Annotated in this window: 23 protein-coding genes; 15 read left to right on the top strand and 8 right to left on the bottom strand. The window is 72.0% G+C overall.

Translation table 11 applies throughout. The features are described 5' to 3' along the window. Positions 1-18: 18 nt before the first annotated feature. Positions 19-537, bottom strand: a complete 519-nt coding sequence (locus HL054_RS06755) for an EXLDI protein (RefSeq protein ID WP_369138090.1) — start codon at positions 535-537, stop codon at positions 19-21. A gap of 162 nt (positions 538-699) precedes the next feature. On the opposite strand from HL054_RS06755, the gene HL054_RS06750 reads away from it, so the two are divergent. The 3 genes from HL054_RS06750 (at position 700) to HL054_RS06740 (ending at position 1,798) form a co-directional block, all read left to right on the top strand. Further along, complete coding sequence (locus HL054_RS06750; RefSeq protein ID WP_369138089.1) at positions 700-996, top strand: hypothetical protein; 297 nt, start codon at positions 700-702, stop codon at positions 994-996. Between the two features lie 230 nt (positions 997-1,226). Continuing rightward, positions 1,227-1,562, top strand: coding sequence for an STAS domain-containing protein (locus HL054_RS06745; protein ID WP_369138088.1), 336 nt, complete (start codon positions 1,227-1,229; stop codon positions 1,560-1,562). A gap of 17 nt (positions 1,563-1,579) precedes the next feature. Continuing rightward, the gene (locus HL054_RS06740) at positions 1,580-1,798 is read left to right on the top strand and encodes a hypothetical protein (RefSeq protein WP_369138087.1); all 219 of its coding nucleotides are present in this window, start codon (positions 1,580-1,582) and stop codon (positions 1,796-1,798) included. Between the two features lie 304 nt (positions 1,799-2,102). Here the strand turns inward: HL054_RS06740 and HL054_RS06735 are convergent, their stop codons facing one another. After that, positions 2,103-3,227, bottom strand: coding sequence for an NDMA-dependent alcohol dehydrogenase (locus HL054_RS06735; protein WP_369138086.1), 1,125 nt, complete (start codon positions 3,225-3,227; stop codon positions 2,103-2,105). Between the two features lie 140 nt (positions 3,228-3,367). Continuing rightward, entirely contained in the window at positions 3,368-3,898 is a 531-nt protein-coding gene (locus HL054_RS06730) for an acyl-CoA-like ligand-binding transcription factor (protein WP_369138085.1), read from the bottom strand. Between the two features lie 188 nt (positions 3,899-4,086). On the opposite strand from HL054_RS06730, the gene HL054_RS06725 reads away from it, so the two are divergent. Continuing rightward, positions 4,087-4,914, top strand: a complete 828-nt coding sequence (locus HL054_RS06725) for a mycofactocin-coupled SDR family oxidoreductase (RefSeq protein ID WP_369138084.1) — start codon at positions 4,087-4,089, stop codon at positions 4,912-4,914. Positions 4,915-5,474: 560 nt separating this feature from the next. Here HL054_RS06725 and HL054_RS06720 read toward each other — a convergent pair. Both HL054_RS06720 and HL054_RS06715 read right to left on the bottom strand, forming a co-directional pair. After that, positions 5,475-6,815 (bottom strand): MFS transporter, encoded by a 1,341-nt coding sequence (locus tag HL054_RS06720; RefSeq protein ID WP_369138083.1) that lies wholly within the window; start codon positions 6,813-6,815, stop codon positions 5,475-5,477. 254 nt (positions 6,816-7,069) lie between these two features. Further along, the gene (locus HL054_RS06715) at positions 7,070-7,753 is read right to left on the bottom strand and encodes a TetR/AcrR family transcriptional regulator (RefSeq protein ID WP_369138082.1); all 684 of its coding nucleotides are present in this window, start codon (positions 7,751-7,753) and stop codon (positions 7,070-7,072) included. Positions 7,754-7,864: 111 nt separating this feature from the next. Between HL054_RS06715 and HL054_RS06710 the strand changes: the two genes are divergently transcribed. From HL054_RS06710 to HL054_RS06700, 3 genes are all read left to right on the top strand, one after another. Then, on the top strand, positions 7,865-8,653 hold the full coding sequence (locus HL054_RS06710) for a hypothetical protein (RefSeq protein WP_369138081.1): 789 nt from the start codon (positions 7,865-7,867) through the stop codon (positions 8,651-8,653). A gap of 81 nt (positions 8,654-8,734) precedes the next feature. After that, the gene (locus HL054_RS06705; RefSeq protein WP_369138080.1) at positions 8,735-8,872 is read left to right on the top strand and encodes a hypothetical protein; all 138 of its coding nucleotides are present in this window, start codon (positions 8,735-8,737) and stop codon (positions 8,870-8,872) included. Then, on the top strand, positions 8,862-10,691 hold the full coding sequence (locus HL054_RS06700) for a sugar phosphate isomerase/epimerase and 4-hydroxyphenylpyruvate domain-containing protein (protein WP_369138079.1): 1,830 nt from the start codon (positions 8,862-8,864) through the stop codon (positions 10,689-10,691). Before HL054_RS06705 ends, HL054_RS06700 begins: the two co-directional genes overlap by 11 nt. 15 nt (positions 10,692-10,706) lie before the next feature. On the opposite strand, the gene aroQ is transcribed toward HL054_RS06700, so the two are convergent. Beyond that, on the bottom strand, positions 10,707-11,171 hold the full coding sequence (aroQ, locus tag HL054_RS06695) for a type II 3-dehydroquinate dehydratase (RefSeq protein WP_369138078.1): 465 nt from the start codon (positions 11,169-11,171) through the stop codon (positions 10,707-10,709). 77 nt (positions 11,172-11,248) lie between these two features. Beyond that, positions 11,249-12,244, bottom strand: a complete 996-nt coding sequence (locus HL054_RS06690) for a LacI family DNA-binding transcriptional regulator (protein ID WP_369138077.1) — start codon at positions 12,242-12,244, stop codon at positions 11,249-11,251. A 130-nt stretch (positions 12,245-12,374) separates the two neighbouring features. Between HL054_RS06690 and HL054_RS06685 the strand changes: the two genes are divergently transcribed. From HL054_RS06685 to HL054_RS06665, 5 genes are all read left to right on the top strand, one after another. Further along, positions 12,375-12,911, top strand: coding sequence for a TRAP transporter small permease (locus tag HL054_RS06685; RefSeq protein WP_369138076.1), 537 nt, complete (start codon positions 12,375-12,377; stop codon positions 12,909-12,911). Further along, positions 12,908-14,182, top strand: coding sequence for a TRAP transporter large permease (locus HL054_RS06680; protein ID WP_369138075.1), 1,275 nt, complete (start codon positions 12,908-12,910; stop codon positions 14,180-14,182). Before HL054_RS06685 ends, HL054_RS06680 begins: the two co-directional genes overlap by 4 nt. Positions 14,183-14,333: 151 nt before the next feature. After that, positions 14,334-15,374: a DctP family TRAP transporter solute-binding subunit gene (locus HL054_RS06675; RefSeq protein WP_369138074.1), complete on the top strand. Its 1,041-nt coding sequence runs from the start codon at positions 14,334-14,336 to the stop codon at positions 15,372-15,374. A gap of 87 nt (positions 15,375-15,461) precedes the next feature. Further along, on the top strand, positions 15,462-16,295 hold the full coding sequence (locus HL054_RS06670; protein WP_369138073.1) for a shikimate dehydrogenase family protein: 834 nt from the start codon (positions 15,462-15,464) through the stop codon (positions 16,293-16,295). A 1-nt stretch (position 16,296) separates the two neighbouring features. Continuing rightward, a complete protein-coding gene (locus HL054_RS06665) occupies positions 16,297-17,139 on the top strand; it encodes an N-acyl homoserine lactonase family protein (RefSeq protein WP_369138072.1) in 843 nt (280 codons plus the stop codon). 466 nt (positions 17,140-17,605) lie between these two features. On the opposite strand, the gene HL054_RS06660 is transcribed toward HL054_RS06665, so the two are convergent. Further along, on the bottom strand, positions 17,606-19,348 hold the full coding sequence (locus HL054_RS06660) for a helix-turn-helix domain-containing protein (RefSeq protein WP_369138071.1): 1,743 nt from the start codon (positions 19,346-19,348) through the stop codon (positions 17,606-17,608). A 116-nt stretch (positions 19,349-19,464) separates the two neighbouring features. On the opposite strand from HL054_RS06660, the gene HL054_RS06655 reads away from it, so the two are divergent. Genes HL054_RS06655 through HL054_RS06645 form a run of 3 tightly spaced genes read left to right on the top strand, consistent with a single transcriptional unit; the run spans position 19,465 to position 22,643 of the window. Continuing rightward, positions 19,465-20,442, top strand: coding sequence for a fumarylacetoacetate hydrolase family protein (locus HL054_RS06655; protein ID WP_369138070.1), 978 nt, complete (start codon positions 19,465-19,467; stop codon positions 20,440-20,442). Between the two features lie 42 nt (positions 20,443-20,484). Continuing rightward, a complete protein-coding gene (locus HL054_RS06650; RefSeq protein ID WP_369138069.1) occupies positions 20,485-21,285 on the top strand; it encodes a cyclase family protein in 801 nt (266 codons plus the stop codon). Positions 21,286-21,344: 59 nt separating this feature from the next. After that, entirely contained in the window at positions 21,345-22,643 is a 1,299-nt protein-coding gene (locus HL054_RS06645) for an ABC transporter substrate-binding protein (RefSeq protein ID WP_369138068.1), read from the top strand. Positions 22,644-22,646 lie beyond the last annotated feature (3 nt).

The following is a 22,646-nucleotide window of genomic DNA, read 5'->3' as shown; positions in this document are numbered from 1 at the left end:
CCGACGACGCCGGGAGCCTCAGATGTCGAGGTCCTCGACCTCGGGTGCGGTGGCGTGGACCTCCACCAGTGCCGCCAGCTCGGCCGGCACGGCCTCCTGCAGCGCGGCGAAGGACTCGAAGACGTCGAGGCTCGCGGTCGCGGGGACCTGCCCCCACTGCTGCTCGGGCGAGAAGTGCTTGCGCCAGCCGGTCAGCTGGCCGTCGGGGCCGGCGGAGTGGACGTACTGCTCACCGCGGGCCAGGTGGACGGCGAACTTGCCGGTGCGGGTCCGGTAGACCCGGTAGTGCTCTTGGACGCCGCCCGTGGTCCGGTTCCAGTCGGCCAGCAGGACGCCCTGGAACCGCTGCTTCTTCGCCGCACCGACCCCCACGCCGACCGTGACCTCGGCGAAGCCCTCCAGTCGCCCCTCCTCCACCTCGACCAGCCGGTGGAGCGCCCGGGAGATGGCCGCCGAGAGGTTGCCGCCGACGAGTTCCTGCGCGCGCTGGTAGACGGGCAGGTCGGCGTCGGAGACGTAGATCGTCTTGTTCGGCATGGAGCCATCCTAGGCACGACAGCAGCATACGCACATTTATACGTAGATGGACAGCGGGTCGACGCTGCGCCGCGGGAGTCGTCGTCCATCCCCGTCGATCTGCTGGGCCCGGGTTCCGGTGCAGTGCAGGTGAGCGACCGTTTCTGTAGTCGTACAACCACGGTGAGCAACCGCCGCGTGGCCCGTCATGCTGCGGACACAGGCGACGCCGAGCCTGGTGCCATGGTGGCCAGCTCGTACGTGACCGGGACCCACGTCGCGTCCGTCGAGCGCGACCCGCTCTGCGACGGACGGACCATCAACCGTGTGGTCGACCTGACGCACGCAGTGGCGAGACCGACCGTCGACGGGCTGGACGAAGCGGTGTGCGGCGCCCTGGTCACCACGATCCCGGACCTGGACTGGCAGCTGGCGTGGGGGGCTCCACGGTGCGAGGAGTGCCAGCGGGTCGCCGGCTGATCGACCGCCACCCTCACCAGGCGTCTGGGCCGGAGGTGGTGACCGGGGACCCGTCGCGCAGGACGGCGCGCTCCGCCCCGCCCGCGCTCCGGGCCCCGGCGACCGTCCACCCGCTCGATCGGTTCGCGAGGACGGTTGTGCGCTGCTACGTTGGGCCCACTCGACCGGCGGAGGCCGCAACTCGGGCGACCCAACTCAACGGGTCCCTACTGCACTCGTCGGAGTCGAAGGTGCGCCCCGCCCACGCCATCGACCTCTCAGCTCGACGGCGACTGCTGATCGTCCGGCTCACCGGCGAGATCGACAGCGCCGCCATGCCGGACCTGCGAGCCGCGCTGGCCTCAGCGAGCCGGCTGAGCCCACCGACCTTGTCCCTCGACTTCACCGCGACGACGTACGTCGGGCTCTCCGCCCTCGGCGCCCTCCTGGTCGCCCGAGCGACAGCGATGAGCGCCGACGTCGACGTCCTCACCCCTGGCGCACCCGGCTCGTTCCGGCGGTTGACGGAGTCCACCAGCTGGACCGGGCTCATCGGTCGCCCGGCCGATCCGGCGGCCCGGTCGTGACCCGGGAGCCACAGACGGTGTCCACCACGGTCGTGACGCCCGATGCGGAGTGGATCGCATCTGCACGGAAGCGCGCTGACGTGCGTGCGAGCGCCCGCGCGGCCCTCGCGCGGCTCGTCGAGAGCCGGGGCATGGTCATGACCGGCGAGCCTGCCGAACGGCTCGTGCACGACCGGCTCGGGGTCTACCACCTGGCCCTCTCCGTGACCGTCGATGCGCATCCGACCAGGCCGTAGCGGCGGCGGCAGGATCGACTCCCGCTCCTCGCGCACCGACCCGTCGACGCCCGAGTCGCTCAGCGGCTGGTGGACAGGTGGTGGCTCAGCCAGCCGTCACCCTGCGGGCGCTGCACCTCGAGGCCGACCGGCGGCCTCGAGCCCCCAGCCGCCATGACGCCGCTGTCGGTCGTGAACTCAGAGCTGGAGTCGGCCGCACCAGTCCCCCCGTCACAGCAGGACCATCCCGCGCCGGCGGCCACGTCCAGGTCGTCAGCGGATCGTCTCGGGGCCCGGGCCGTACCGGGCCCCGAGAGGTCCTTCCTCAGTCGTAGACGACGACGCCGCGGATGTTCAGCCCGGCGTGCATGTCGTCGTAGGCCTCCGCGACCTGGTCCAGCGAGTACTCACGGGTGATCAGCTCGTCGAGCTTGAGCTGGCCGGACTGGTACATGCGCAGCAGCTTCGGGATGATGTCGCGCGGGCTGTTCTCGCCGTACAGCGAGCCCTGGATCCGCTTCTGCATCATCGTCAGCTCGAACAGCGACACCGGTGCGCCGACGTCGGTCATCTTGCCGATGCCGGTGACCACCACGGTGCCGGCCTTGCGGATCGCGGCCATCGCCTGGGCGACGTGGTCACCGGTGACGACGCCGATGGTGACGATGGCCGCGTCCGCACCCTGCCCGTTGGTGATCGACTGGGCGTAGGCGGTGGCCTCCTCGATGCCCTCGAAGGCGTGCGTGGCCCCGAACTCCTGGGCCTTCTCGCGCTTGAAGGGCACCGGGTCGACGGCGATGATCGTCGTCGCGCCGGCGTGCTTGGCGCCCTGGACGGCGTTGATGCCGATCCCGCCGATGCCCATGATCACGACGGTGTCGCCGGGCTGCACCTGGGCCGAGTTCACCGCGGCACCCCAGCCGGTGGGCACGCCGCAGCCGATGAGCGCCGCCTGCTTGAGCGGGATCTCCTTGTCGATCTTGACGACCGAGTCGACGTGCGCGGTGGTGTACTCGGCGAAGGTGGAGATGCCGGCCATCTGGCCGACGTCCTCGCCGTCGAGCGTCATCCGGAAGCTCGTCGGGTCGTCAGCACGCGAGCCGACCAGCGTGTTCGCGCCGGTGTCGCAAAGGTTGAACTGGCCACGCGCGCAGGAGGCGCAGCGGCCGCAGGCGGGCAGGAACGAGAAGACGACGTGGTCGCCCACCTCGAAACCCGGGGTGTTCGGGCCGACGGCGGTGACGACTCCGGAGCCCTCGTGGCCGCCGCAGATCGGGTAGTGCCCGACCATGATGTCGCCGGTGGCGACGTGGTCGTCCGAGTGGCACAGGCCCGATGCTGCGAGCTTGACGGTCACCTCGTTCTGGCGTGGGTCGTCGAGCTGGACCTCGACCGTCTCGTACCTGCCGGGGGCCTTGCGCATGATCGAGGCTCGGGTGGTCTGGGGCATCGTCGCTCCGTCCGTCGATGACTGGCACTGCGTGCCAGAACTGGTGGGCGGAGCCTAGGCCCACCGGCCGGCCAGCGTGATGCGGGTCACCCTGGTGCGCGGCGTCCAGCCATGGGCGAGGCTGCCCGACCGTGCCCACTTCACGCGGGTCCCGCCGGCTGCGGTGGCAGGAGGAGCCCGAGTGCGGCCCGGAGCGCGTCCTCGAGCTCGGTGCCGGGGTGGGCGATCCAGTGCTCGTGCGCCGCCAGCGTCGCGGCCAGGACGGCGTGCCCGACGGCGAGGGCGAAGAGCTCGTGGCCGGGGAAGCGCGCTGCTGCGTGGTCCGCTGCTGTGCGGCGCCAGCGCGCGAACACGACCGCCGCGTGGGCCTGCAGCGCCGGTACGGACAGGACCAGCTCCGCCCGCTGGCGCGCCCACAGCTGGTCACCGGGCGGGACGCGCAGCGCCACGACCACCGCCTCGGTGACGGCCTCCCGGTAGTCCCCACCGGCCGGGGCGGAGGACAGCACCCGACGCAGGGTCGCCAGCTCGGCGTCCGACGCCACGAACAGGACGTCGGCCTTGCTGCTGAAGTAGCGGAAGAACGTCCGCCGCCCGATGTGTGCGGCAGCGGCGATGTCCTCGATGCTCGTCTCGTCGAACCCCTGCTGCACGAACAACTCCTGCGCCACCCCGGCGAGAGCGTGCGCCGTGGTGGCCGCGGGGCGGCCGCCCCTGTCCCGGTCTCCTGGTGCCGTCCGTCCGCCCACGGCACCGATCCTGCCCGACCGGTCGGGCGGCGTTGTGGCATCCAGTGTCATAACCTCCTCGACATCCAGGCCGCCCGTGCCCGGGCCGGCCGCGACGAGAGGAGCAGACGATGGCCCGACTCGAGGGCAAGGTCGCCTTCATCACCGGAGCCGCCCGTGGTCAGGGACGCAGCCACGCGGTACGCCTGGCCCAGGAGGGCGCCGACATCATCGCCGTCGACGTCAGCCGCCAGGTCGAGACGGTCCCCTACCCCACCGCCACCGCCGAGGACCTGGCCGAGACCGTCCGCCAGGTCGAGGCGCTGGACCGCCGCATCATCGCGACCGAGGCCGACATCCGGGACCTCGGCGCCCTCACGGCCGCCGTCGACGCGGGCGTCGCCGAGCTCGGCCGGCTCGACATCGTGCTGGCCAACGCCGGCATCTCGACCCCGGCCTCCTCGCTCGAGATGGACGAGGAGACCTGGCAGACGATGATCGACATCAACCTGACCGGGCAGTGGAAGACCATCAAGGCAGCCGTGCCGCACATCATCGCCGGCGGCCGCGGCGGCTCCGTCGTCATCACCAGCTCGCTCGCGGCCATCTACGCCAACCCGGGCACCGCGCACTACGGCGCCGCCAAGGCCGGCCTGGTCATGATGGCCAAGATCCTCGCGAAGGAGCTGGCTCCGCAGTCGATCCGGGTCAACACCATCCACCCGACCACGGTGAACACCGGCATGATCCTCAACGACGCGACCTACCGGCTGTTCCGCCCCGACCTGGAGAACCCGACCCGGGCCGACTTCGAGGAGGCCGCCCGGACGCTCAACAAGCTGCCGATCCCCGCGGTCGAGGTCGAGGACATCTCCAACGCCGTCCTCTACCTCGTGTCCGACGACGGCCGCTACGTCACCGGCACCACCCACGTGGTCGACGCCGGCGGCCAGCTCTGACCTGACGCCGCACGGGCTCGTCCTCGTGGCCGCCGAAGCGGACCTGGCAGACGCCGTCTGCCGGGTCCGCCCAGCGCGCGCTGCGCACCCCGATCGCGGAGAAGCGCGTGTCGCGCCGGGCCACCGGCCCCCGGTGGTGCCCATGCGGGCCGCATGCTCGCCAGACCGGCCTCGGCGACCGGCCTCGGCGATCAGCCCGGTAGCCGCCCGGGTCCCACGTGCGTCCTCGTGACGGCGTCGGGGCGACGCCTGACAGGAAGACCACCCGGCGGCGCATGGCCGTTGCGGCGATCTCACGGGCCGGGGCGTACTCCGCGGCCTCACCCTCGGCGGCCGTGGGCGAGGCGCCGGCCGGCGCGCGCTGGGCATCGTCGCCGATGTGCGCCGCATCCGCACGTGGACGACGCCGCGCGCAGGGAACGCGGAGCCCTGCCAAGTCGACACCCTGGTCGCCCCCGCCCACATCTGGACCCGGGGCCCGCGCGGTCGGGGCGCCGCGCTCTCACCACGGCCAGCGGTGCTCGGCCGTCCAGCGGACCCGCGGCCCGCAGCGGACGGGGTCAGGCGCGGGTCACCTGGCGGTCCCGGTCGGCCGGCCGGGTCCCCAGCTGCGCGAGGGGCACGTGGGCGGTCTCCCGTGCGGTCAGCGCGCAGACGCCGGCCACGGTCGCCGCACCCGCGGTCAGCAGTGCCACCGGCAACCAGCCGTCCGCACCATCGCCGACGATGGCCGCGGCGATGCTCGGGGAGAAGCCGCCGAGGGCGAAGCCGACCTGGGTGCCGATGGCCGTGCCGGAGTACCGCACCTTGGTGTCGAACATCTCGCCGTACATGGCCGGCCAGATGCCGTTCGCGGCCGAGTAGACCAGCCCGGCCAGCAGGATCCCGACGAGGAAGATCAACCCGATCCGGCCGCTCTGCAGCGCCCAGAGGAACGGGAAGGCCACCGCAGCGGAGCCGAACGCACCGATGGCGAACACCGGGCGGCGGCCGATCCGGTCCGACAGCATCGCCCACAGCGGCAGCGCCGCGAGTGCGAGCACGTTCGCCAGGATGACCATCCACAGCAACGTGGTCCGGTCCAGCCCGACGATCTGGGTGCCGTGAGCGAGCGACCAGGTGGCCACGATGGTGCTCACCACCGAGATCAGGGCGCAGAGCACGACCCGCAGCACCGACGACCAGTGGTCGCGGAACAGCACGGCGACCGGGATCTCCGCGACCTCGTCGGTGGCTTCGGCCCGCTGGAACTCCGGGGTCTCGGGCAACGACCGGCGCACCCAGTAGCCCACGGCAACGACGAGCGCGGAGAGGAAGAAGGGCACCCGCCAGCCCCAGCTGAACAGCTGCTCGTCAGGCAGCATCGCGACGGCGAGGAAGACCAGGTTGGCCAGGATCAGGCCGGCCTGGGTGCCCTGCAGCGTGAAGCTGGTGAAGAAGCCGCGCCGGCCTTCGGGCGCGTGCTCCAGCGTCATCGAGTTGGCACCGGCCTGCTCCCCGGCCGCCGAGAGCCCCTGCAGCACACGCAGCAGCACCAGCACGATCGGAGCGGCCACGCCGATGCTCTCGTACGACGGGACCAGCCCGATGGCGAAGGTCGAAACCCCCATCAGGAGCAGGGTCGCCACCAGCATCTTCTTACGGCCCAGCTTGTCGCCGAAGTGGCCGACGACCACCGCGCCGATCGGCCGGGCCACGTACGCGACGCCGAAGCTGGCCAGCGACAGCAACGTCCCGGTCGCCGGGTCGCTGTCGGGGAAGAAGACCTCGGGGAAGACCAGACCGGCGGCCGCCCCGTAGATGAAGAAGTCGTAGTACTCCAGTGCGCTGCCCACGAAGCTGGCCAACGCGGCCTTCCGCGGCACGTTGGCGGTGGTCCCGCCCGGCTCGGTGGCGCTCATCAGTTCTCCTGAGGTCCAACGGCAGGGATCTCAGCCCTGGCGGGTGGCCGCGGTCGCATGGCCCCGGCACGTCAGCGGCGCGGCGTTGCCCTCCTGCGTGCTGCCGGATCTCCCGGACGAGCGCTCTTCTCCTGCAGGGCATGTCGACCGTATGTACCAGGTGGTTACGTACCAGATGGTGAAGTGATGACCGTCACTCCGTCAAGGGGAGGGTGCCCCGCGACCGGAGGCTCCGTGGTGGCGCGCCCGACTGCTCAGCGAGCGGTGAGGTGGGCGACCACGAGGTCGCAGAGCATCCGCCGCTGGTGATCGCGCTGAGCCGGGTCCAGCAGGTCCCGGCCGAAGATCGCTCCGAAGGTGTGCCGGTTCGCCGTCCGGAACACGCAGAACGCGCTGATGACCTGGTGCACGTCGAGGGCGTCGACGTCGTCCCGGAACACCCCGGCCGCCCACCCCCGTTCCAGGATGACGCCGAGCACGTCCAGCGCTGGGGTGGAGAGCCCGGTGAGTGCCGTGGAGCGGGCGATGTGCTCAGCCCGGTGGATGTTCTCGATGCTCACCAGCCGGATGAAGTCCGGATGCGACTCGTGGTGGTCGAACGTGAGCCCGGCGAGCTCGCGGATCGCCTCGACCGGGTCCAGGTGCTCGACGTCGAGCTGCTGCTCCAGGCTGCGGATCCGGCTGTACGCCTGCTCCAGGACGGCGACGTAGAGACCCTCCTTGCCGCCGAAGTAGTAGTAGATCATCCGCTTGGTGGTGCTGGTCTTGTCCGCGATCAGGTTGATCCGCGCACCGGCGTATCCCTGGTCGGCGAACTCGCGGGTCGCCACGGCGAGGATGTCGGCCCGGGTGCGCTCGGCGTCCCTCGTCCGCTCGACGGCCACCTCGACAGGGGGTCCACCGGACGGCGGTGCGACGTCCGACGACTGCGCGCTCACGAGGCCTCCCTGCGGTGCGGATGCATCGAGCGTAGGGCGAGCCCCCGGCTACGCTCGCGCACCGCACCCGGGCGCCGCGCGGCGCAGAGAGGCGGCACACACGTGAACCGCATGGTCGTACACCAGTCCGTCGTCCACCCGCACGATCCGCTGGAGCTGACCGAGCTCCTGCCCGGTACGGGCTGGGACTCCCTCGGCCTGCACGTCGGGGCTGCCGAGGAGGTCGAGCACTGGTGGTCCGGCGGGACCGGCGAGCGCAACCTCGCCCGCCTGGTCGACCTGCTGCTGGTGACCCGGGTGACGGTCCTGGACGTCGGCCGGGTCCGCCTCGACGGACCCCTCCCCCACGATGACGTGCACGCCGCGCACGGCCGGGTGCTCGACCTCGGTGCGCGGTTCGGCGCCCAGTTCGTCACCGCCCGCTTCGGCGCGCCCAGCACTCCCGCCGGCCGCAGCACCGGCGAGCGCGTGGACCTGTTCGGACAGCTCGCCCAGCAGGCCCGCCCCTACCGGCTCCGCCCGCTGCTGGCGCCGATGCCGGCCGAGCGGCTCGACCTGCTCACCGACGCCCTCGCCGTGGTCGCCCCCTCGCGGGGTGGTGTCGTGCTGGACGTCAACCCCTCGTCGACCACGGCGGACCAGGTGGAGGAAGCCGTCGAACTGGCGTGGGAGCACCTCGGTTACGTCCGGGTCAGTGCCCGCCAGGTCGAGTCCGCCGGCGAGTCGGCGGCCGGTCTGCTGCGCACCCTGCCGCCGGACGTGCCGGTGGCGCTGGGAGGCGAGGACTCCCACGGTCTGCTGGCCGGCGACCCGGCGCCCTCGCTGCGGCGCCTGCACGACCTCGTCGACCAGATGCTCGAGCACCCGCGCGCTCGAGCCAGGCGGCTGGGTCACGGGTGAGCTCGGCGGCCCTGGCGCCGCCGCCGCCGGTGTGGTCCTCTAGGGGCGTAACTCACCAGGTGGTTAACAGTCGGAGGCCTCGTGCCCACACTCCCGCGCAGCGTGCTCATGGGCCTGGTGGGCGGCGCCGGGCCCTCGCAGATCCACGGGCGGTACCTCGACGAGGTCGGCCTCCGCACCCGGCCGGCGGGGTCCGGCACCGACGCCCATGTCTCCTGATCTTGCACTCCGGCGCGGCGTCGCCACCGTCTGCCTGTCCGGGACGCTGGAGGACAAGCTGGCCGCGGCCGCCCAGGCCGGCTTCGACGGGGTGGAGGTCTTCGAGCCCGACCTGATCGCCTCCCCCTGGTCACCCCGCGAGCTCGCCGCCCGCTGCGCCGACCTCGGTCTGTCCATCGACCTGTTCCAGCCCTTCCGCGACCTGGACTCCACCGACCCGGCGACCTTCGCCCGCAACCTCCGTCGGGCCGACCGGAAGTTCGACGTGATGGCCGAGCTCGGGGTGGACACCGTGCTGGTCTGCTCGTCGGTGTCCGACGACGCCGTCGCCGACCTCGACCAGCTCGCCGAGCAGCTGGCCACCGCCGCCCGGCGTGCCGGCGAGCGCGGGCTGCGGATCGCCTACGAAGCACTGGCCTGGGGCCGACACGTCTCCACCTGGGACCACTCGTGGCAGGCGGTGCAGCGCGCCGACGTCCCGACGCTCGGCCTGTGCCTGGACAGCTTCCACGTCCTCTCCCGCGGTGGGGACCCGGCCGGCTTCGCCGTCGTCCCCGCGGAGAAGCTCTTCTTCCTGCAGCTCGCCGACGCCCCGCAGCTGCAGATGGACGTCCTGCAGTGGAGCCGGCACCACCGCCTCTTCCCCGGCCAAGGCGCCTTCGACCTGCCCGGCTTCCTGCGCTGCGTGCTGGACGCCGGGTACGCCGGCCCCCTGTCGCTGGAGGTGTTCAACGACGTGTTCCGGCAGTCCGACCCGGTCCGGACGGCGGTGGACGCCATGCGCTCGCTGCGCTGGCTGGAGGACCAGCTGCCCGGCGGCCGGACCCTGCCGCCGGCACCGGCGCTGACCGGCCACTCCTTCACCGAACTGGCCGTCGACGGCGTCTCCGGGCCCGAGGTCGCCGATGTGCTGGGCCGGCTCGGCTTCACCCACACCGGCCAGCACCGTTCCAAGCCGGTGCAGCTGTGGGAGCAGGGCGCGGCACGGGTGCTGCTCAACGCCTCCGTCGTCCGCCCGACCGCGACCGGGGTCGCCGCGGTCTCCGCGCTCGGGCTGGAGAGCGACGACCCGGTGCGCTCGGCCGCCCGCGCGGAGGCGCTGCTGGCCCCTGTCCTCCCCCGCACCCGGGGCAGCGCCGAGGCAGACCTCTCGGCGGTCGCCGCCCCGGACGGCACGCAGGTGTTCTTCACCCGCACCGGGCCGGACGGCTGGCCGGCCGACTTCCTGCCCACGGGCAGCCCGACCGGCCCCGACGCGGGCCTGACGTCGGTCGACCACGTCGGTCTCACCCAGCCCTTCGACTCCTTCGACGAGGCGGGCTTGTTCTACCGCGCGGTGCTCGGGCTGGAGCCCCAGGCGGTGACCGAGGTGGCGGCGCCGTTCGGGCTGGTCCGCAACCGGGCTGTCACCCGCCCCGACCGGGCCGTCCGGCTCAGCCTGAGCGTGGCGGCGCTGCGCCGTGGCGGCTGGTCACCGACCGTGCCGGACCCGCAGTACATCGCCTTCGCCACCGACGACATCGTCGCCACCGCCGGCCGGCTGCGGGCCGCGGGTGCGCCGCTGCTGCCGGTGCCCGCCAACTACGTCGACGACCTGGACGCCCGGCTGGAGCTCCCTGCCGCTCTGCTCGCCGCCATCCGCGAGCACGGCCTGCTCTACGACGTCGACCAGCGCGGCGGCTACCTGCACCTGGTCACCGGCGTGCTCGGGGACCGGGTGTTCCTGGAGGTCGTGCAGCGGTTGGACGGCTACGACGGCTACGGCACCGCCGACGCACCGGTCCGGATGGCCGCCCACCGCCGCGCACGCAGGCACTGACCCCGGCGGGGGACGTCAGCGCCGGCCGTCCTCCGCCGCGAGCTCGACCAGGGCGGTGATGGCGAGCGGGTAGCCCCGGACGCCCAGACCGACGACGACGCCGCGGGCCACCTCGGAGATGTAGGAGTGGTGCCGGAACCCCTCCCGGGCGTGCACGTTCGAGATGTGCACCTCGACGACCGGCAACTGGACACCCTCGATCGCGTCGCGCAGCGCGATCGACGTGTGCGCGTGCGCCCCGGGGTTGTAGACAGCGCCGAGGCACCGACCTGCGCGCACCTCGGGGCCGGCCGCGTGGATCCAGTCGATCAGCTCCCCTTCGTGGTTCGACTGCCGGAACGACAACTCGTGGCCGAGCTCCGTCGTCCGCGCGGCACACAGCCGTTCCACGTCAGCGAGCGATGTCGAGCCGTAGACCTCCGGCTTCCGCTCGCCCAGCAGGTTCAGGTTGGGGCCGTTCAGGACGAGCACCGTGCTCATGGCACCTCCGGTCGGACGGGCGCCGGACATGGTCCGGTTCGAGGACCGGCACACCGTACGGGCGCGCCGGACGGAGCTCAGCCGGCCGCGGTCCCCGTCGAGTTCCGCAGCACCAGCCGGGACGGCAGCACCAGCTGCTGCGGCGCGGTGCCGGTCCGGTTCGGTGAGCTCGCCGCCTCCAGCAGCAGCTCCACCGCTGCGCGGCCCAGGTCGGCGTGCACGCCGCCGAGCGTGGTGAGGCTCGGGGTGCACAGGTCGGCGGCGAAGATGTCGTCGAACCCGCTGACGCTGACGTCCCCCGGCACCTGGACCCCGCGGGCCGCGAGCCGGCGGAGCACCCCGATGGCGAGCAGGTCGTTGTGCGCGATGAAGGCCGTCGCGCCGGTGGTCAGTGCGGCGTCGGCCGCGGCACCACCGTGCGAGACGGTCGGCGTGTAGGGCCCCATCCGGGTCACCGTCAGCCCCAGCTCTTCCGCCGCGTCGCGGATCGCCGCCCACCGGTTGGCCGACGTCCAGGAGTTGCGCGGCCCGGACAGGCACACCAGCTTCGAGTGGCCCAGCGACGCCAGGTGGGCAACCAGTTGCCGGCAGCCTTCCCGCTGGTCGAGGACGACGCTCGGGATGCCCGTGGCCTGGCGGTTGAGCAGGACGAGGGAGTGCGAGGCGGCCAGCTGGCTGAGGCTCTCGTCGGGCAGCCGGCTCGCCGCCAGCAGGAACCCGTCGACGGAACGCATCAGCCGGCTGATCTGCTCTTCCTCGATCCGCGGCGACTCCTCGGCGTTGACCAGCACGAGCGTGTAGGCCGAGGACTTCGCCCGCAGTTCCGCGCCCCGGATGATCTCGAAGAAGTGCGGGTTGGTGATGTCCGATACGACCATCGCCAGCGTCTGGGTCCGGCGCGAGGTCAGGGCACGGGCGTGCGGGTTGGGCTCGTAGCCCAGTTCGCGAGCGACCCGGAGGACGTGTTCCCGGGTCACCGCGCTCACCCGCTTCGGGTTGCTGAACGACCGGGACACCGTCGAGGTCGCCACACCGGCGGACCGTGCCACGTCGTAGATCGTCGGGCTCTGCACGGCGTGATCAGACCGTGATCACCATGATTTGGCAACCCATGGCAACTGCTTGCCAGCGCTGTGGCCAGCTCCCTAACGTGCCTTCCTGCTGTGACACGCAGCACAGCGTCGACCGAAGGAGCGAGGGCCAGTGACGGCTCCGAACGATCCACCCACCCGCTGGTGGTCCCGCCCGGTGCGGGTGATCACCGCCATCGAGATCGGGCTGGCGGCCGCGGCAACGATCGTCATGTTCCTGCTCGTCCTGGTCCAGGCAGGTCAGCGGTACCTGCCCATCGACGGCTTCACCTGGACCGGAGAGCTGGCCCGCTTCTGCCTGGTCTGGCTCGCCTTCGTCGTGACCGGGGTCCTCGTCACCACCGACGGGCACATCGCCCTCGAGGTGGTCGACCTGGTGAAGAACCAGTGGGTGGTGCGGGCCGTCCGCGTCTTCGCGTGCCTCGTCGTCGCCGCCGTCGGCGCCGGGTTCGCCGTGGAGGCGTTCGAGCTGATGCAGTCGCAGGCACGGCTCACGTCGCCCTCGCTCAGGCTGCCGATGCCCTGGCTCTACGTGCTCCCGCTGATCGGCTTCGTGAGCACAGCCGTGCGCGGGCTCGTCGCGGCCGCGGTCATCGCCGTCCGTGGGGTGCCCGCCGGGCACGCACCGATGATGGCCGGTGCCGAGTGACCATCCTCTGGTTGACCCTGGCCATCGCCGGGCTGCTGTGCCTGCGGGTACCCGTCGCGTTCGCCTTCCTGGGCCCCTGCCTGGCCTACATGTGGATCGAGGGACAGTCGATCGGGGCGAGCCTCCGGCTCCTCACCGCCGCCACCGCCAGCTTCCCGTTGCTCGCCGTGCCGCTGTTCATCCTGCTGGGCGTCATCGCCAACAAGGGCGGCATCGCCGACCGGCTGTTCGACTTCGCGCTGGCGCTCTTCGGCCGGGTCCGCGGCAGCCTCGGCTACGTCAGCGTCGGGGTCAGCCTCGGCTTCTCCTGGATGAGCGGCTCCGCTGTCGCCGACGCCGCCGCGCTCGGCAAGGTCGAGATCCCGGCGATGCAACGCAACGGCTACCCGCTCAAGTTCGCGCTCGGCGTGACCGGCGCGGCGTCACTGATCGCCCCGGTCATGCCACCGAGCATCCCGGCGGTCATCTACGCCGGCCTGGCCGCCGTCTCCACCGGAGCGCTCTTCGCCGCCTCGGTCGTCCCCGCCCTGCTCATGGCGTTCGGGCTCTGCATCGTCGTCTTCGTCCTGGTCCGCCGGTACCCCGACATCCAGGTGACCCAGTTCTCCATGCAGCGGGTGCTGCACACCGGCCGCCGGGTCCTCGGCCCGCTGGGCGCGCCGGTGATCATCCTGGGCGGCATCCTCTCCGGCGCCTTCACTCCCACGGAAGCCGCCGCCGTCGGCGTGGCCTACATGATGGTGCTCTGCCTCTGCTACCGGAGCCTCAAGCTCCGCGACCTGCCCGAGGTGTTCAAGGAGACCGTCCTGGTGTCGGCCGCGGTCATGCTGATCGTCTCCTCGGCCTCCCTGCTCGGCTACATCATGGCCCGGGAGCGGGTGCCCCAGACGCTGTCCGAGGCGATCTTCGCGCTGACCGACGACCCCACGATCTTCCTGCTCCTCGTGGCGATCGTCATCCTGATCCTCGGCACCGCCATCGACCCGACGGCGATCCTCGTGCTGACGGTCCCGATCATCCTGCCGATCAGCAACCAGTTCGGCGTGGACCCGATCGCGCTCGGCGTCCTGCTGATCATCTCCAACATGATCGGCCTGCTCACGCCGCCGGTCGGCACGGTGCTCTACGTGCTGAGCTCGATCACCAAGGCGCCCACCGGCGTGGTCTTCCGAGGATCGCTGCCGTTCATGATCCCGCTGCTGGTCATCTGCGGCCTGATCATCCTCTTCCCCGACGCCGTCACCTGGCTCCCCGAGCAGCTCGGCCTGTGACCCGCCGCGGGCGCGTCCACCCCGGCCCGCCCGCACAGTCGTCCCCCGGGTCCACCGGGGGCCGTTCACCGCACACCCGTCCAGCTGCCGGGTGCACCACCGGCGCCTGACGTCCGACGACCAGAACTCTCGAACCCAACGGAGGGACCTCATGAAGACTCGTTCTCGGCGCCAGCGCACAGCGCTCGCCCTCACGATGACCGTGCCCGTGCTGCTCGCTGCAGCCTGCGGCGGCAGCGACGACAGCGGTGGCGGTGGTGGCGGTGGCGGCTCGGCCAACGAAGAGGTCGAGATCACCCTCGCCCACAGCTACACCGACGACCAGCCGCAGGCCCGCTGCGGCGCCCAGGTCATCGCCGACGAGGTCGCATCCGCCGACGTGGGCGTGACCGTGGAGATCTTCGGCGCCAGCCAGCTGGGTGGCGACGCCGACCGCGTCAACGCCGTGGCGGCCGGCGACCACGACATGGACATCCAGGGCGCCTCCGCGCTGGGCGCCATCTACGAGCCCATCGGCGTGGTCGACGCCGCCTACGCCTTCGACGACGCCGAGCACCTGGCGACCTTCTTCGGCGGTGACGCCTCCTCCACCGTGCGGCAGGACTTCGCCGACTCGACAGGGGTGCAGATCCTCGGTGCCTGGTCCGCCGGCGCCCGCCACTTCACCGCGAGCGAGCCGATCCGCGAGCCCGCCGACCTCGACGGTCTGCGGATGCGCTTCCCCAACTCCCCGCAGTACCTGATGAACGCCGAGGCACTGGGGGCCACGCCGACCGAGGTCGCCTTCGAGGAGCTCTACCTCGCCCTGCAGCAGGGCATCGTCGACGGCCAGGAGAACCCGATCACCAACATCGCGGCGCAGAACTACGCCGAGGTGCAGGACTACATCAGCCTGTCCGCGCACCAGCAGAACTCCAACCTCGTGGTCATCGGCCCGGTCTGGGACGAGCTGTCGGAGGAGCAGCAGGAGGCGCTGTCCGCGGCGGTCGACGCGGCCGTCGAGCAGGTCCCGCAGTGCGTCGAGGAGCTCGAGCAGACCCAGCTCGACGAGTGGGCATCCGGTGGCGACCTCGAGGTGGTGGACGACGTGGACGTCGACGCATTCCGCGAGCAGGCCGAGGGGTACTTCTCGGAGAACTACAGCGGCGACCAGCTGGCGGTCTACGAGGCCATCCGCGGCTCGGCGGAGTGACGGACCCCGGCCCTGGGGTGCGCTGATCCGCCACCCCGGGGCCGGCTCCAGCCCGACACCCCGGCCACCTCCACAGGAGAGACGACCATGCTCAGCGGGACGACCACGCTCATCGCCCATCTCGGCTACCCGACCCACGCCTTCAAGGCACCGATGATCTACAACCCGTGGTTCGAGAAGCACCAGGTCGACGCGGTGGTCGTGCCGATGGGCGTGCGGGCCGAGGACTACCGGGACTTCTTCCCGGCTCTGTTCACCATGACCAACCTCCGTGGCGCGCTGGTGACGATGCCGCACAAGGTGACGACGACCGAGCTGGTCGACGAGCTGTCCCGGGCCGCCATGGTGGCCGGAGCGGCCAACGCGGTGCTCCGGCGGGAGGACGGCCGCCTGGTCGGTGACCAGTTCGACGGGACCGGCTTCGTCCGCGGCGTGCTGCGCAAGGGCTTCGACCCGGCCGGACGGCGGGCGCTGGTGATCGGCAACGGAGGCGTCGGCTCGCCCATCGCGGCGTCGTTGGCCGAGGCCGGGGTCGCCACGCTCGGGCTCTTCGACCCCGGCGCCGGGGTGACCGACCGGCTCTCCGGGCGGCTGCGCGAGCACTTCCCCGAGCTGGACGTGCTGACCGGCTCCGCGGACCCGGCCGGCTTCGACCTGGTCGTGAACGCGTCCCCGCTGGGCATGTCCGACGACGACCCGCTGCCCGTCGACGTCTCCCGCCTGTCGCCCTCCACCCTCGTCGGCGACGTGGTCATGCACCGGGTGATCACGCCGTTCCTGGCCGCCGCCACAGCGCGGGGCTGCCCCGTCCAGGTGGGTGCGGACATGCTCTACGAGCAGATCCCCGCCTACCTGGAGTTCTTCGGCTTCGGCTCCGCGACGCCGGACGAGCTGCGCGCCGTGTCCCGGCTGGACGACTGAGGTGCCGGTCCGTCGCCTCCCGGACGCCGAGGAGCTGGCCCGGCTGCGCCCCACGACGCCAGGGACGTGGCGCGTGCTGGCGATCGCCTACGGCTTCCGGACCGGCCTCCGTGGACAGCACTTCCTCGGCCACGACGAACGGTCCACCGAACCGCACCCCACGGCCTACTACGTGTGGCTGGCGGTGTCCGACCGGCACGTGGTCCTGGTGGACGCCGGCATCGGGCGTGACCGGGCCTCGACGATGGCCGGGATGAGCTACCTGGGCTCACCGGTCGACCTGCTCGGCCAGGTCGGCGTCACCCCCGACCAGGTCGACCGGGTGGTGCTCACCCACCTGCACTACGACCACACCGGCACCGTCGCCGACCTGCCCGCGGCCACCTACGTCGTCCAGCAGACCGAGTGGGACCACTGGACCGGCCCGTGGCCGCAGCGGATCACCCGCGAGCGGTGGCTCTGGTCGCCCGAGGACCTGGCGCACCTGGGCGTCGCCCAGGGACAGGGCCGGCTCCGGACCGTCGACGGGGACGTCGAACTGCTGCCGGGACTCAGCCTGCACCTGGTCGGCGGTCACACCGCCGGGATGCAGGTGGTCCGGCTGCGCACCGAGATCGGTCACGTGGTGCTGGCGTCCGACGCGAGCCACTTCTACGAGAACCTCGGCACCGACCGGCCGGCGCCCCTGCTGCACTGCACGACCGCCGTCCACGGCGCGTTCGACCGGATCAGCGAGCTCGCCGACCGGGTCGAGCTGATCGTGCCCGGCCACGACCCAGCGGTGCTCGGCAGGCATCCGGCTGTGACGCCCGCCCTCACCGGCAGGGTGGTGCAGATCGCCTGACCGGAGCGCACAGCGAGGCACGATGTCCGACGACTGCGCCGCCGAAGCGCGCTTCCGGGGGGCGGCGTCCGTCAATGGTCCGGACAGCACGGGTACCGGTTGCTGTACCGACGCAAGAGGCAGCCACCCGTCTCGGACGACCCGCCTCTGACCTGCGATCTCACTTGCGGGCTGACAGGAATCGGACCTGCGTCCCCTTGACCCCCAACTACGAGCAGTCGTCCGCGACTGTTCGCCGACCTGCGTTCCCGCAAGTCACAGGGACGCGGCGTTCGTGGCCGTGCTCCCACGTGCGTGGTCGTACCCACCGCGTCGCTGTACCGGTTGCTGTAGCGCGGACCCACTGCTCACGCGGAGAGGACCCACGATGAGTCCTCCGCCCGCCCCGCTCGGTCATGAGGACGAGGTAGAACGCGCCATCCGCTACCGCGAGCAGAGAGCTGGCCGGTCGTCAGCGCCACGGGGGTCACTCCGGCGCCGAGGCCGTCGGCTTCTTGCGGGTGGCTCCTCTCAGGCGCAGCGCCGACTCCAGCCGGAAGCGGTCGTCGACGTCCCGCAGGCTGGCCCGCAGCAGCTCCTCGATCTTGGTCACCCGGTAGCGCACGGTGTTGGCGTGCACGTGCAGGGCCGCCGCGGTCCGGTTGAGGTTCCGGTCGTTGCGCAGGTACGCCTCCAGGGTGGGCACGTACTCCGTGCCCCCGGTCGCGTCCGACCGCAGCAGCGGTCCCAGGGCGGCCTCCACCTGACGGCCCGCGGGTTCGCTCGTCCCGTCGCCCAGCCCCCACGTCCCGAGGTCGGAGGCGATGGCGACGTCGGTGCCACCTGCGCTGGAACGCACGAACGCCAGGGCCCGGCCCGCTTCGCGGTAGGCGGCGGCATAGTCGCCGACGGTCTCCACCCGCCCGCCGACGCCGGCAACCCACTGGCCCCGGGCACCCAGCCCGGGGAGCACCTGCGCTTCCATGACCGCGGCGACCGACCGTGCGCCGTCCTCGGTGAACACGATGGCCAGCAGGTCACCTTCCCGGGGGGTGACCACGCTGCCGGGGAAGCGGGCGGCCAGCAGCCCCGTCGCCGCTGCCACGTCCTGCGGCGTGAGGGCACGCTGCGTCAGGTCGTCGCCGGTGCGGCCGGCGACCGCCACGAACGCCGGGCGGCGCAGGTCGAGGCCGAGCAGTGACGCGTCGGCGACGAACTCACGGAGGTCTCCTCCCCTCCCGGCCAGCACCGCGTCGAAGAAGCGGCTGGTCAGCCTCAGCTCCTCGGTCGACCGTTCCTGCGCGCGGGCCATCTGCAGCGTGATCAGCGCCGCGAAGGTCTGCGCCATCGCCGCCTGCGCGTCGCTGAGATCGTGGTCGCCGACCACCGCGAGGGCGTGGCTGTCGCGGGGACCGACGTCCGCCCGCCACCGCACCCGGGACCGCTGCGGCACCCCCTCGGTGACCAGGTGCACCACCCACCCGTCCGCGTCGCGCAGCTCCACGGTCATCTGCAGGTCGTGCGCCAGCAGCTCGATGCCGCGCCGGACGTCCTCGCCCCGGGTGAACGACCGGACCAGGTGCTGGACGGTGCGCAGCGTGCCGCGCATCGCGGCGAGGTCCTGCTCGGCGTCCGCGAGCCGGCGGACCGTCGACTCCACATCGGCGACCACCGTCAGCCGCACGGCCAGGTCCCGCCCGACCTCGGTCACCTCGGCGACCTCGGCCGGGCTCCAGTCGTGCACCTCCCGCCGCGCGCCGTAGAGCACCCCGAGCACCTGGTCGCCCGACAGCAACGGCACGGAGACGAGCGAGCGGATGCCCTCCTCGTCGATCACCCGGGTCATCAGCGGCACCCGCCGCGAGTCGTGCCGGTAGTCCCGGCTGACGCTCGGCCGGCCGTCGGTGGCCACCCGCCCGCCGATCCCCTGGCCGAGCTTGAGCCGCCAGGCCACCGCCATCTCGCTGGACTGCAGCCCGCGGGCCGCGCCCATGACCAGGTATCCGTGCTCGACCGTGCCGACCCAGCTCACGTCGCAGCCGAGTCGTCGGCAGACCTCGTCGGTGGCGACCTGCATCGTCTCCCGCTGGGTCCGGGTGCCGGACAGCCTCCTCAGGTAGTCGGCCTGGGCCGCCAGGGGACCCCCGGCCGTGGCTCCCGCACCGGGCTCGAACCCCTCGACGAGCCGCCAGGGCAGCAGCGTCAGGTCCTGCGGCGTTGTGTCCGTCACACAATGAGCTTGATCACAAGATTGGCAGTTGTCACCTACCGCCGCCCTCGCCCGTGCCGCCACTGTCTCCATCGACGCCGATGACGGCGCCGACCCGGGAGACAGGTGGAGTGGACATGAAGCTGGTGACGCTGCGGGTGGACGGCGCCAACCACGTCGGAGCCCTGATCGACGCCGGGTCTGCCGTGCTGGACCTGACCGCCGCCGCGCCCGAGGCGACGGCGTTCACCTCGATGCGGCACCTCATCAGCTCCGGCGAGGCCGGTCTCGCGCTGGCGGACCGGGTCCTCGACGAGCACCCGATCAGCGCCGTCGTCCCCGTCGAGGACGCGGTGCTGCGCGCGCCGCTCCCGGATCCGGTCCGGATGCGCGACTGCACGCTGTTCACCGCACACCTCGAGCCCGCCTTCCAGGCGCTGGCCCGCCAGCAGGCGGCCGCCGCCGACGACCCGGCGGCCGAGCACGAGCGGCTCATCGCCACCGGCAACTACGGCCTGCCGCCGGTGCTGCGCGAACAGCCGGTCTACTACACCTGCGACCACCTGGCGGTCAGCGGCCCGGACGACGAGATCGTCGCCCCGCCCGACTCGACCCGGCTGGACTACGAGCTCGAGCTGGGCATCGTGCTGGGCCGCACGGCCTCCGACGTCTCCGCCGAGCAGGCCGCTGAACTGGTGTTCGGGTGGACCATCTTCAACGACTGGAGCCTGCGCGACACCCAGGCCCGGGTCATGCAGGGCAACCTCGGCCCGGGTCTGGGCAAGGACCTCCCGGGCGGGACGACCTTGGGCCCGTGCATCGTCACCCGCGACGAGATCGGTGACCCCTACGCGCTGGAGATGACCGCGCGGGTCAACGGCGTGGAGTGGTCGCGGGGCAACTCCTCGACGATCACCCACCGGGTCGAGGACGCCCTCGCACTGTTCAGCCGCGGTCGCACGCTGCACGCCGGCGAGGTGCTGGGATCCGGGACCGTGCTGGGCGGGAGCGGCTTCGAGATCGGCCGTCAGCTCAAGGACGGCGACGTCGTGGAGCTGGAGGTCGCCGGCATCGGCGTACTCCGCAACCGGGTCCGCTACAGCAACCGCGACTGACGTCCGACCCGTCCGCCACCCCCACCCAAGAAGGAGCCGTCCATGCCCCGCCTCGTCGACCTGTCCCGGCTGATGGACCCGGCCAACCGCGACCTCATGCCGCCGGAGCTGGAGTTCCTGAAGACGATCATCGCGCCCGACATCGAGTACCTGAACCCGGCCGACAAGGGTCTGGACCGGGTGATCGGCGCCTTCGGCTGCACCCCCGAGGACCTCCCCGACCACCAGGGCTGGGGGGAGGACTGGATGCACATGATGAACACCCACTGCGGCACCCACGTCGACGCCCCGCTGCACAGCGGCAACACGATCGAGGGCAAGCCGGCCCGGACGATCAGCGACATCCCGCTCGACGAGCTGTACCGGCCCGGGATGGTGCTGGACCTGCGCGAGCACGTGCAGCCGGCGACCGGCATCACGGTGACCGCCCTCGAGGCGGCGATCGCGGCGAACGGCAAGCCGGTCGAGCCCGGCGACGCGGTGCTGCTGCGCACCGGCCAGGAGCGGTACTCCATGTCCGACCCGGAGTTCTTCCAGTACCCGGGGATGACGGGTGAGGGGACCCGGTACCTGACCGGGCTGGGGGCCACCGTGCTCGGCACGGACGCGCTGGCCTGGGACCGGCCCTTCCCGGTGATGCGCAAGGCGTTCGAGGACACCGGGGACAGGAACGAGATCTGGGACGGCCACTTCGCCATCCGTGACCGCGAGGCGTTCATCGTCCAGCAGATGGTCAACCTGGCCGACCTGCCGCCGAACGGCTTCACCGTCGGCTTCTTCCCGATCCACCTCGCCCGGACCAGCGCCGCTCCCGCGCGCGTCGTGGCCTTCCTGCCCGACTGACCTCCGTGGTCGACCTGCACCGCCCCACCCGCCACGCACCCTCGACGAAGGAGTCGAACGTGAACCGAACCCCCGCCGCTGCCGCGGCCGCGCTGTCGGCAGCCCTGCTGCTGACGGCGTGCGGCGGCAGCAGCTCCAGCGACGCCGTGGAGGACCAGGTCGCCGACCTGCCCGAGGCCGAGCTGGTCGCCCCGATCGCCGACATGGAGTGCACCGGCACCGCAGCCACCGGCGAACCGATCGTCGTCGGCGGCTCGCTGAGCCTGACCGGCCCGCTGGCGCCGACCGCCGCCATCCACGAGGCGGTGGCCGAGCTGGTGGTCGACTGGGTGAACGAGTGCGGTGGGGTCGACGGGCGGCCGCTGGAGTGGCAGGTCGTCGACGACCAGTCCACCCCCGGTCAGGCGGCGTCGAACTACGAGCGGCTGATCGCCGACGGGGTGGACGTGGTCATGGGGCCCTACGGCGGGGCCACCACGCTGGCCGGCGCCGGCCCGGTCGGCCGGGCCGGGTACGCCTACCCGACGCACACCAACGGCGCCCCGGACCAGCTGATCGGCGAGTTCCACTTCCCGGCCTGGCAGTTCGGTGACGGCGGCAGCAGCTCGGAGAGCTTCTTCACGCCTGGTGCGGAGGCACTGTGGGGCGCTCTGGAGTCCAGCGGGAACCCGCCCGAGTCGGCGTTCTTCGCCGTGTCCCAGTTCCCCACCACCATCTCGCTTGGTACCGCGGCCAAGCAGGTCTTCGAGTCCAACGGCGTGGAGATCGCCGGGGACGTCTCCTACGAGCTCGGGTCCACCGACTTCAGCTCGATCGCGCTGCGGGTGCAGCAGGCCGACCCGGACTTCATCTACCTGGGTGCGCTCGGCGGGGACCTGACCAACTTCATGGACGCCCTCACCGCGATCGGCTACACCCCGCGCGGGCTCTTCGCCAGCCTCGCGGCCCCGGTGACCTACAGCCAGCTGGGCGCCGAGGCCGAGGGCTTCATGACCCAGTCGATCTGGGAGAACCAGCCGCCGCTGTCGGACACGCCGGTCGCGCAGTACTTCGCCCAGGAGTACGTCGAGCGGGCCGAGGCCGGTGACCTCTTCCCGCTGATCGAGACGCAGGCAGCCGGGAGCTTCGGGGCCTGGCAGATCCTGCTGACCGGCATGGTGAACGCGGGCGTCGACAACGCCGCGATCATCGCCTACCTCAACGGCACCGAGGTCGAGACGCTCGCCGGGGCCGTGGGCTTCGACGGGTTCAACAACTACAACACCGACCTGACGAAGATCACCCAGATCCAGGACGGCGAGCGCCAGGTGGTCTGGCCCGAGGACGTCGCCAGCGCCGACATCCAGTTCCAGCCCTGAGGC

It is taken from the genome of Modestobacter versicolor, assembly GCF_041028285.1.
Classification (GTDB): Bacteria; Actinomycetota; Actinomycetes; order Mycobacteriales; family Geodermatophilaceae; genus Modestobacter; species Modestobacter versicolor_A.
The sequence above is the reverse complement of the archived record's forward strand: the minus strand, read 5'-3'. Positions and strand labels throughout refer to the sequence as shown.

Coding starts and splice junctions, on each gene's coding strand:
- aroQ (WP_369138078.1), bottom strand. CDS start 11,171: ATGAGCACGGTGCTCGTCCTGAACGGCCCCAACCTGAACCTGCTGGGC.
- HL054_RS06735 (WP_369138086.1), bottom strand. CDS start 3,227: ATGCCCCAGACCACCCGAGCCTCGATCATGCGCAAGGCCCCCGGCAGG.
- HL054_RS06655 (WP_369138070.1), top strand. CDS start 19,465: ATGAAGCTGGTGACGCTGCGGGTGGACGGCGCCAACCACGTCGGAGCC.
- HL054_RS06650 (WP_369138069.1), top strand. CDS start 20,485: ATGCCCCGCCTCGTCGACCTGTCCCGGCTGATGGACCCGGCCAACCGC.
- HL054_RS06720 (WP_369138083.1), bottom strand. CDS start 6,815: ATGAGCGCCACCGAGCCGGGCGGGACCACCGCCAACGTGCCGCGGAAG.
- HL054_RS06675 (WP_369138074.1), top strand. CDS start 14,334: ATGAAGACTCGTTCTCGGCGCCAGCGCACAGCGCTCGCCCTCACGATG.
- HL054_RS06700 (WP_369138079.1), top strand. CDS start 8,862: ATGTCTCCTGATCTTGCACTCCGGCGCGGCGTCGCCACCGTCTGCCTG.
- HL054_RS06755 (WP_369138090.1), bottom strand. CDS start 537: ATGCCGAACAAGACGATCTACGTCTCCGACGCCGACCTGCCCGTCTAC.
- HL054_RS06710 (WP_369138081.1), top strand. CDS start 7,865: ATGGTCGTACACCAGTCCGTCGTCCACCCGCACGATCCGCTGGAGCTG.
- HL054_RS06670 (WP_369138073.1), top strand. CDS start 15,462: ATGCTCAGCGGGACGACCACGCTCATCGCCCATCTCGGCTACCCGACC.
- HL054_RS06725 (WP_369138084.1), top strand. CDS start 4,087: ATGGCCCGACTCGAGGGCAAGGTCGCCTTCATCACCGGAGCCGCCCGT.